Annotated in this window: 7 protein-coding genes and 2 pseudogenes; 7 read left to right on the plus strand and 2 right to left on the minus strand. The window is 68.0% G+C overall.

The window, feature by feature from the left end; all coding sequences use genetic code 11:
• The 3 genes and pseudogenes from ACFE99_RS18375 to ACFE99_RS18385 all read left to right on the plus strand — a co-directional run.
• Positions 1 to 451, plus strand: a pseudogene (locus ACFE99_RS18375) (hypothetical protein); the annotation flags it as partial.
• Positions 448 to 1,879, plus strand: a pseudogene (locus tag ACFE99_RS18380) (hypothetical protein). The pseudogenes ACFE99_RS18375 and ACFE99_RS18380, both read left to right, overlap by 4 nt.
• A gap of 144 nt (positions 1,880 to 2,023) precedes the next feature.
• Positions 2,024 to 3,847 (plus strand): phosphoenolpyruvate carboxykinase (GTP), encoded by a 1,824-nt coding sequence (locus tag ACFE99_RS18385; protein WP_375487765.1) that lies wholly within the window; start codon positions 2,024 to 2,026, stop codon positions 3,845 to 3,847.
• Positions 3,848 to 3,895: 48 nt separating this feature from the next.
• On the opposite strand, the gene soxR is transcribed toward ACFE99_RS18385, so the two are convergent.
• Positions 3,896 to 4,366 carry a redox-sensitive transcriptional activator SoxR gene (gene soxR, locus ACFE99_RS18390; RefSeq protein ID WP_375487767.1) on the minus strand — a complete coding sequence of 157 codons (471 nt, stop codon included), beginning with the start codon at positions 4,364 to 4,366 and terminating at the stop codon, positions 3,896 to 3,898.
• Positions 4,367 to 4,422: 56 nt separating this feature from the next.
• On the opposite strand from soxR, the gene ACFE99_RS18395 reads away from it, so the two are divergent.
• The 4 genes from ACFE99_RS18395 to ACFE99_RS18410 are packed head-to-tail and all read left to right on the plus strand — an operon-like array spanning position 4,423 to position 8,718.
• A complete protein-coding gene (locus ACFE99_RS18395) occupies positions 4,423 to 5,136 on the plus strand; it encodes an SDR family NAD(P)-dependent oxidoreductase (RefSeq protein WP_375487769.1) in 714 nt (237 codons plus the stop codon).
• Positions 5,133 to 6,200 (plus strand): S-adenosylmethionine:tRNA ribosyltransferase-isomerase, encoded by a 1,068-nt coding sequence (locus ACFE99_RS18400; RefSeq protein ID WP_375487771.1) that lies wholly within the window; start codon positions 5,133 to 5,135, stop codon positions 6,198 to 6,200. The genes ACFE99_RS18395 and ACFE99_RS18400 overlap by 4 nt, the downstream gene beginning before the upstream one ends.
• A 34-nt stretch (positions 6,201 to 6,234) precedes the next feature.
• Entirely contained in the window at positions 6,235 to 7,764 is a 1,530-nt protein-coding gene (gene fadD4 / locus ACFE99_RS18405; RefSeq protein WP_375487773.1) for a fatty-acid--CoA ligase FadD4, read from the plus strand.
• 3 nt (positions 7,765 to 7,767) lie between these two features.
• Positions 7,768 to 8,718, plus strand: coding sequence for an enoyl-CoA hydratase/isomerase family protein (locus tag ACFE99_RS18410; RefSeq protein WP_375487775.1), 951 nt, complete (start codon positions 7,768 to 7,770; stop codon positions 8,716 to 8,718).
• On the opposite strand, the gene ACFE99_RS18415 is transcribed toward ACFE99_RS18410, so the two are convergent.
• Positions 8,715 to 9,263: alpha/beta hydrolase (locus tag ACFE99_RS18415; protein ID WP_375487777.1), on the minus strand; the 549-nt coding region annotated here is incomplete at its 5' end. The genes ACFE99_RS18410 and ACFE99_RS18415 overlap by 4 nt on opposite strands.

The following is a 9,263-nucleotide window of genomic DNA, read 5'->3' on the forward strand; positions in this document are numbered from 1 at the left end:
AGTGGAGACTCTCGGCATGTTCGGCATCACGCTGGCGGTCACCGCAGCGCGGCAGGGGAGATCCCGCGCGCAGGTCCGCGCCCTGTTGCGCCGTGCCAGCTGCGCCGACGCCGTCGTCGACCGGATCAGCGCGGCGGGCGCGGAGGTGCGCTACCAGCGCATCCTCGACGCGCTCGACGAACTGCAGGCACGGGCTGTCAGCGACCGGCGGATCAGCGGCTTCTTGTCCCGCGACGACACGGTGATCGCCCGGATGGCCGCCGCGGTTGACGTCGTCGTAGCCGCCGGGCTGCGCGTCGACCCGGGTGACGGCCAGGCCGCCCACCTGCGGCGGGCCGTGACGTGGCAGCGCTACAGCCGGGGACCCGTGTCCGCCGTGCACCGCAGTTGCGGCGCCGATATCACCAGGGGGTCGCTGCGGCTGTGGTCGCAGGCCGGGGGGTCGCCATGATCGAAACGGATCCCGCCGCCGAGGTCGACGCCCTGGTCGCCGCGATCGGACCCCGGTTGGCATCGCCGAGCGTTCAGCGCCGAGATGCGGTGCTGGTGATGGGCCCGTGGCTGGCAGGCGTCAGCGCTGTGGCCTCGGCGCTGCGCGAACGGCTGCCAGAGCACACCTTCATCGAATCGGCCGACCTGGCGCCGGGCGAGGCACCGATCGCAGTGGTGTTTGTGGTCTCTGCGGCGGCCGCGCTGACCGGCTCCGACTGTGCGCTGCTCGACGCCGCGGCCGCCGACACCGACGTGGTGATCGGCGCGGTGTCCAAGATCGACGCGCACCATAAGTGGCGCGACATGCTCGCGATCGACCGTGACCTGCTGGCCGCCCATGCGCCGCGCTACCGCTACGTGGCATGGATGGGAGTGGCTGCCGCACCCGAGACCGGCGAGCCACGCGTCGACGACCTGGTCGCCGAAGTCAGCAAGCAACTGGCCGACCCGGACGTTGCGCGACGAACGCAGCGCTGTCCTGCGGCAGCGACGGCTGTCGAAATCCGAGCGCACCGTCGCGCTGCGCAGCCAGACCCAGCAGGCGCGCGTCCAGCTGTCCTACTTCGCCCGTAACCGCTGTGCCTCGGTGCGCAGCGAGTTGCAGGAGGACGCGGCGGGGCTGACCCGGCGCAAGCTGACGGGTTTCGAACCCTATGCCCGCGACCGGATCAACGAGGTTGTGGCCGAGGTTAACGACGGCAGCAGCCAGCACCTGGTCGACATGGCCCAGGTGCTGGGTTTGTCCGTCGAGCTGCCGGCCGCCCCGGAGCCACCCGCGGTCGAGGTGCCGGCGCCGCCGCTGAAATCCCGACGGCTGGAGACCCGGCTGATGATGGCCCTGGGCGCCGGTTTCGGTTTGGGGGTGGCTCTGACGCTGAGCCGCCTGCTGGCGAACCTGGCGCCCGGGCTGACGGCGGTAGGGATCGTCGCGTGTGTGGCGATCGGCCTTGTGGTCACCGTGTGGGTGGTGGGCACTCGAGGATTGCTGCACGATCGCGCGGTGCTCGACCGCTGGGTGGGTGAGGCGACCGCGTCGCTGCGATCGGCGGTCGAGCAGCTGGTTGCCACCCGGGTGCTGGCCGCCGAGGCCGCGCTGAGCGCCGCCCTGGGCGAGCAGGACGAACTCGAGCACGCCCGGGTCGCCAACCGGGTGAAAGCGATCGACAGCGAACTGCGCGAGCACGCCGTGGCCACGGCGCGGGCCACCGCGGTGCGTGACCGCGAGATGCCGACGGTGCAGGCCGCGCTGGCAGCGGTGCGACGCGAGTTGGGCGAATCGGACGAGCCCGAAATGGACGAGGCTGCCCCGGACAACCACACGGTGCCGATGACCGGCGCCCCGACCAGCACAGACGATTCGGCTGGGCTCGAGGAGAACGGCGAGTGACGCTCATCTGAATGGTTCCTGTGAGTGAGCTGATACACGCCCGAGCCATCCTGGATAAGTCGCCCGCGATAACCTGTATTCAGAGCCGCAGCGAATGCCAGGGACGAAACACGTCCGAGATTGATACGTACGCAGGAGAAGCTAATGACCTCAGCGACCGTTCCCGGTCTCGATACCGCGCCGACAAACCATCGGGGCCTGCTGGCCTGGGTGGAGGAGGTCGCCGAGCTGACCCAGCCGGACCGGGTGGTCTTTGCTGACGGCTCCGACGAGGAATGGCAGCGGCTGTGCGATCACCTGGTTGAGGCGGGCACCTTCAAGAAGCTGAACGAGAAAAAACGCCCCAACTCCTACCTGGCACTGTCTGACCCGTCCGACGTAGCGAGGGTCGAGTCCCGCACCTTCATTTGTTCCGAGCGCGAAATCGATGCCGGGCCGACCAACAACTGGATGGACCCCGCCGAAATGCGGTCCACCATGACTGAGCTTTACCGCGGCTGCATGCGCGGCCGCACCATGTGGGTGGTGCCGTTCTGCATGGGCCCGCTGGGTGCCGAGGACCCCAAGCTGGGGGTGGAGATCACCGACTCCGAGTACGTCGTCGTCTCGATGAAGGTGATGACCCGGATGGGCACCAAGGCGCTGCAGAAACTCGGCGACGACGGGTTTTTCGTCAAGGCGCTGCACTCGGTGGGCGCTCCGCTGGAGCCGGGTCAACAAGACGTGCCATGGCCCTGCAACGACACCAAATACATCACCCACTTTCCGGAGACCCGCGAGATCTGGAGCTACGGCTCCGGCTACGGCGGCAACGCCCTGCTGGGCAAGAAGTGCTACTCGCTGCGCATCGCCTCGGTGATGGCCCGTGACGAGGGCTGGCTGGCCGAGCACATGCTGATCCTCAAGCTGATCTCGCCGGAGAACAAGGCGTACTACTTCGCCGCGGCGTTCCCGTCGGCGTGCGGCAAGACGAACCTGGCCATGTTGCAGCCGACCATCCCCGGCTGGCGGGCCGAAACGCTCGGCGACGACATCGCCTGGATGCGCTTCGGCAAGGACGGCCGGCTCTACGCCGTCAATCCGGAGTTCGGCTTTTTCGGGGTGGCGCCGGGCACCAACTGGAAGTCCAACCCCAACGCGATGCGCACCATCGCCGCGGGCAACACCGTGTTCACCAATGTCGCCCTGACCGACGACAACGACGTGTGGTGGGAAGGACTGGAAGGCGAGCCGGATCACCTGATCGACTGGAAGGGCAACGACTGGGTTATCCGCGAGACGGAAACCAAAGCGGCGCATCCGAATTCGCGGTACTGCACGCCGATGTCGCAATGCCCGATCCTGGCACCGGAGTGGGACGACCCGCAGGGCGTACCGATCTCGGGCATTCTGTTCGGCGCCCGGCGCAAGACCACCGTGCCGCTGGTGACCGAGGCCCGCAACTGGCAGCACGGCGTGTTCATGGGCGCCACCATGGGTAGCGAGCAGACCGCTGCGGCGGAGGGCAAGGTCGGCACCGTGCGCCGCGACCCGATGGCCATGCTGCCTTTCCTGGGCTACCACGTCGGCGACTACTTTCAGCACTGGCTCGACCTGGGCAAGAACTCCGATGAGTCCAAGCTGCCGAAGGTGTTCTTCGTCAACTGGTTCCGCCGCGGCGACGATGGCAAGTTCCTGTGGCCCGGCTTCGGCGAGAACAGCCGGGTGCTGAAGTGGATCGTCGACCGCATCGAGCACAGGGCCGGCGGTCAGGACACCCCGATCGGCATCGTCCCCACCACCGATGACCTCGACCTGGACGGGCTCGACGTCGCCGCTGAGGACGTCGCGCAGGCCTTGGCAGTCAACGCCGACGAATGGCGCAAGGAACTGTCGATGATCGAGGAATGGTTCGAGTTCGTCGGTGAAAAGCTGCCTACCGGCGTCAAAGACGAGTTCGAGGCGCTCAAGCAGCGACTCGCCGAATAGGCGCGAGCAGACGTAAAAGCTCCCGCACGCGCGGCGTGCCGGGGGCTTTTACGTGTCCTCGGCGGGTGTGCGCCGAACCGATTTGGGCAAGTAAACCGCACCCGGTCCAGAACTTGCGGCGGCGTCGGCGGGATTGGATATCGCGCACCGCTTCAGCGACAGGCAACCGCACCCTATGCAGGAGTCCAGGTTGTCGCGAAGCGCCATCAGGCCCGCGATCTGGTCGTCGAGACGCACCCGCCAATCCTTGGACAGTCGGTTCCAGTCGGCGCGAGTCGGCGTGCGGCCGTCGGGCAGCTTCGCCAGCGCGGCGGCGACCTCGTCGAGGCTGAGCCCCACAGTGCGGGCGGCACGAATAAATGCCAAGCGACGCAACATGTTCCGTTCAAATCGGCGCTGTCCGCCAGACGTCCGTGACGCGGTGATCAGTCCGGCGTTCTCGTAGAACCGGATTGCCGAAGCCGCAAACCCACTGCGCTCGGCGATCTCGCCGACCGTCAGCAAATCCCGACTGTCCATTGACCTGCCTCACTCTGCATTGACCTGAAGTTAACTTTAACTACCAGTATGCCGGTATGACGCAAATCGAAAACACCAGACCCGTTGCAATCGTCACCGGCGCCGCCCGCGGCTTCGGCCGGGCGCTGACAGCGGCGTTGCTCGACCGCGGCTGGATCGTCGTCGGCGACGCCCGCCGCGGCGGCGAACTGCAAGCAACTGCACAACAGCTGAACTCGCCGCAGTTCATTCCTCTCACCGGTGATGTGACCGACGCTTCGCATCGCGCCGCACTGCTCGGCGCAGCGGTCGATGCCGGATGGCTCGCGTTGCTGGTGAACAACGCCAGTCGGCTGGGCCCCAGCCCGCAGCCTGCGCTGGCCGACTATCCGCCCGCCGAACTGCGATCGGTCTACGACACCAACGTCTTCGCTCCGCTTGCTTTGATTCAGGCGGCGCTGCCGGCGCTGACCGCCAACCACGGCGTGATCGTCAACCTGACTTCCGATGCTGCCGTCGAGCCCTACCCGCGCTGGGGCGGGTACGGATCGTCAAAGGCTGCGCTCGACCAAATCTCGGCGATCCTGGCCGCCGAGATTCCGGGCGTGCCGGTCTACGCCTTCGACCCCGGTGATATGCGCACCGAGATGCATCAGGCCGCATTCCCTGGCGAGGACATCTCGGATCGCGCCGAGCCCGCATCGGTGGTGCCGGCCCTGCTGCGGCTGCTCGACACTCGGCCCGCGCCCGGGCGTTACCGCACAGCCGACCTCGCGGTGGCCGGCGCATGAGCGTCGCCAGACCGCAGACGCGGTTTCAGCGCCCGCCGGGCTCCGACGCCACGGAGCCGCCTGAAGCGCACGGCGTCGCCCGCGACGCGGTCAAGCTGCTGGTCGCGCAGCCGAGCGGCGTCAGCCACGCCCGCTTCGCCGAGCTGGGTAACTTCCTGCGCGCCGGCGACCTGCTGGTGGTGAACAACTCGGCCACGCTGCCGGCCGCCGTCGACGGCCGCCGCCGCGGGCAGCCCGTCACCGTCCACTTCTCCACCGCGCGTACCGACAACGTCTGGGTGGTCGAAGTGCGGCCCGCGGGCACCGCGACCGCACATCTGCCCGACATCCGGCCCGGTGAGCGCATCGAGCTGCGCGGCGGTGCCGCAGTGGTCGTCAGCTCCTCCTACCCGCTAGCGGGCGTCGAGGGCGCACGGTTGTGGACGGCGCGCGTCGCGGTCGAAGGCCCAGAAGGCGGAGTCGCCTCGTATCTGGCCGGGCACGGGCGGCCGATCCGCTACGCGTATGTGCCGCGGCAATGGCCGCTCGGCTATTACCAAACCGTCTTCGCCCGGCGCCCCGGGAGCGCTGAAATGCCAAGCGCCGCTCGACCCTTCAGCACTGACCTGGTCACCGCGCTAGTCGCCGCCGGTGTTGTCATCGCGCCGATCACCCTGCATGCCGGGGTGTCGTCAGCGGAGGCGGGCGAGCCGCCGGCGCCCGAGCCGTTCGAGGTGCCGGCGACGACCGCGCAGCTGGTGAACCTGGCGCACGCCACGCGTCACCGGGTGATCGCTGTCGGCACCACGGTGACCCGCGCTCTCGAGTCCGCCGCAGGCGCCGACGGCACCGTTTTCCCGGCGGCGGGCTGGACGGAACTGGTACTCGGGCCGGATCACCCGGCTCGGGTGGTCGACGGGCTGATCACCGGATGGCACGACGCCGGTGCCTCGCACCTGTTGCTGCTGGAGGCCGTCGCTGGACCGGAGCTGGTGGCCATGGCGTATCGCGAAGCAGTCGAGCACAACTACCTCTGGCACGAATTCGGCGACAGCGCGCTCTTGCTGCCAGGACCGACCACTTGACACCTGTCAACTTTCGCAGCGGTACAGTCTGCCCATGCAGATCCGCGAACACACGTCCGGTTCCGGCGGCGCCAACAAGCCCGCCGTCATCCTGCACCCGTCTGGCACCGTCGTCACCTTCGACGACCTGGAAGCCCGCGCCCACCGGGTGGCGCACAACTTACCGCGCGCCGGGCTGCAGGAGGGCGACACCGTCGCGATTCTGATGGAGAACAACGAGCACATCCACCCGGTCATGTGGGCGGCCCGTCGCAGCGGCCTGTACTACGTGCCGATCAACACCCACCTCACCGCCGCGGAGGCGGCCTACATCGTCGACAACAGCAGCGCCCAGGCGATCATCGGCTCGGCTGCGCTGCGCAAGACATGCGAGGACTTGGCCGAACATCTGCCGCGCGGGCTGCCCGGCCTGTTGATGATCGCCGACGACGACCTCGACGGTTGGCTGCGCTATCCCAACTGCGTTGCTGACCAACCGGATACACCGATCGACGACGAGCTCGAAGGCGATCTGCTGCAGTACTCGTCGGGCACCACAGGGCGGCCGAAGGGCATCAAACGCGAACTGCCGCACGTGTCGCCGGCCGAGGCGCCCGGCATGGTGGCGGCACTGGTCGGCTTCTGGATGGACCCCGACGCGGTCTACCTAAGCCCCGCCCCGCTCTACCACACCGCGCCGTCGGTGTGGTCGATGAGCGTGCAAGCCGGGGGAATAACGACGGTCGTCCTGGAGAAGTTCGACCCCGAGGGCTGCCTGGACGCCATCGAGCGCTACCGGGTTACCCACGCACAGTTCGTGCCGGCCATGTTCACCCGCATGCTGAAACTGCCTGAATCCGTGCGCAATTCGTACGACGTGTCCAGCCTGAAGCGGGTGATGCACGCGGCGGCGCCTTGCCCGGTGGAAATCAAGAAACAGATGATGGACTGGTGGGGCCCGATCATCGACGAGTACTACGCGTCCTCCGAGGCGATCGGATCGACGTTGATCACCGCCGAGGAGTGGCTGGCCCACCCCGGGTCGGTCGGAAAGCCCATGCTCGGAGCGGTACACATCCTCGACGAAAACGGTACCGAACTGCCCCCGGGGCAGCCCGGGGAGATCTACTTCGAAGGCGGCTATGCGTTCGAATACCTCAACGACCCGGAGAAAACCGCCGCGTCGAAAGACAAACACGGCTGGGTCACCGTCGGCGACGTCGGCTATCTCGACGACGAGGGCTACCTCTATCTGACCGACCGGCGCCACCACATGATCATCTCCGGCGGGGTCAACATCTATCCGCAGGAAACCGAGAACCTGCTCGTCACCCACCCGAAGGTGCTCGACGCGGCGGTCTTCGGCATCCCCGACGCGGAGATGGGCCAAAGCGTCAAAGCGGTGGTGCAGACCGTCGACCCCGCCGATGCCACCGACCAGTTCGCCGACCAGCTGCTGACCTGGCTACGAGATCGGTTGGCGCACTACAAATGTCCGCGGTCTATCTCGTTCGAGGCGCAACTGCCGCGCACCGAGACCGGCAAGCTGTTCAAGCGGGAACTAGTCGAGAAGTATTCGGCGTAACCCATGCTTCGGGTGGTCGACCTGTCGGCGGCGCCGGACGTCGACGTCGCACCGCCGCCGGGGGTGATCGTCGCATTCGGGTCAGCTGCTGACGTTGTCGCCCCCAACGCTGAACCATGGCTTGCCGCAGCCACTTTCACCGTGACCGAAGATCCCAGCGCCGACCGGCGGGTGATCACCGTCGACTCGGTGCCCGACACCCTGGCCGAGCTGCGCGAACGCTGCACCCGATGGCCGCAGGCCAGCGCCGTGTGCGACGACGTGCTGCGCAGCATCGATCCGTATGGGCCCACGCTGGCCGGGGTGGTCACCGAGTCGCTGGCCTACTCCACCTTGCAGGCCGGCCCGGAATTCGCCCGCTGGCTTGCCGAGCGCGGCCCGGCGCGTGTGCCGCAGATCCCCGACCCGGTGCTGAGCGTGCGCGACGGCAACGCCCTGCGGATCACGTTCAACCGGCCGCAGCGCCACAACGCGTTTTCCACCGATACCCGCGCCGCGCTGTTGGAGGCGTTGACCGTCGCGCAGCTCGATCCGTCGGTCGAGGAGGTGGTGTTGAACGGCAACGGGCCGTCGTTTTGCAGCGGCGGTGACCTCGCCGAGTTCGGGACATTCGACGACCCGGCCAGCGCGCATCTGGCCCGCACCCGCCACAGCCCGGCCTTGGTGCTCGACGCGGTTGCCGCCCGGCTCGGGCCGGCCTGCCGCGCCGAGGTGCACGGCCGAGTGCTGGGCAGCGGACTGGAGATGGCGGCGTTTGGCGGTCGGGTGGTGTGCCGACCCGGCGCGGTGTTCGGGCTACCCGAGCTGAGCCTGGGGCTGATCCCCGGAGCCGGCGGTACGGTCAGCGTGACACGACGCATAGGCCGTTGGCGTACAGCGTATTTGGTGCTCTCGGGCAGAACCGTCGACCCCGACACGGCGCTGCACTGGGGGCTGGTCGATGCCATTCGCTAGCCGGGGAGCAGGCCGTGTTGGCGAAAGAACCGCACAATCGCGTCGATCATCAACGGGCCGTCGAGCAGCTCCAGGCTGTTGTGGTCGGCGCCCGGCACCAAGACGAATTCCTTTGGCGTACGGGCTCCGTCGTAGAGCCGCCGACTGAGCTGCGCCGGCACCAGCGTGTCGCGATCACCGGCGATCACCAACACCGGCGCAGCGACCCGAGGGATTCGGTCGATCGACGGATAGCGGTCGGCCAGCACTGCGCCGACCGGTAGCCACGGGTAATGCAACCGGCCGACGTCGGTCAGCGACGTGAACGGCGAGCGCAACACCAGCGCAGCCGGTGGCGACTCGAGCGCGAGCCGAACCGAGACCGCCGCGCCCAGCGACTCACCGAAGTAGGCGACCCGCGCGGGGTCGACTTCCGGGCGGGCAAGCAGGAACGCTCGCGCTGCGCGGGCGTCGGCGGCCAGTCCGTCCTCCGACGGTCGGCCGGGATTGCCGCCATAGCCCCGGTAATCGAACAGCAGCACCGACAAGCCTGCACGACCCAGCGC

This window comes from uncultured Mycobacterium sp. (assembly GCF_964249325.1).
Lineage (GTDB): Bacteria > Actinomycetota > Actinomycetes > Mycobacteriales > Mycobacteriaceae > Mycobacterium.

Coding starts and splice junctions, on each gene's coding strand:
- ACFE99_RS18385 (WP_375487765.1), top strand. CDS start 2,024: ATGACCTCAGCGACCGTTCCCGGTCTCGATACCGCGCCGACAAACCAT.
- soxR (WP_375487767.1), bottom strand. CDS start 4,366: ATGGACAGTCGGGATTTGCTGACGGTCGGCGAGATCGCCGAGCGCAGT.
- ACFE99_RS18395 (WP_375487769.1), top strand. CDS start 4,423: ATGACGCAAATCGAAAACACCAGACCCGTTGCAATCGTCACCGGCGCC.
- ACFE99_RS18400 (WP_375487771.1), top strand. CDS start 5,133: ATGAGCGTCGCCAGACCGCAGACGCGGTTTCAGCGCCCGCCGGGCTCC.
- fadD4 (WP_375487773.1), top strand. CDS start 6,235: ATGCAGATCCGCGAACACACGTCCGGTTCCGGCGGCGCCAACAAGCCC.
- ACFE99_RS18410 (WP_375487775.1), top strand. CDS start 7,768: ATGCTTCGGGTGGTCGACCTGTCGGCGGCGCCGGACGTCGACGTCGCA.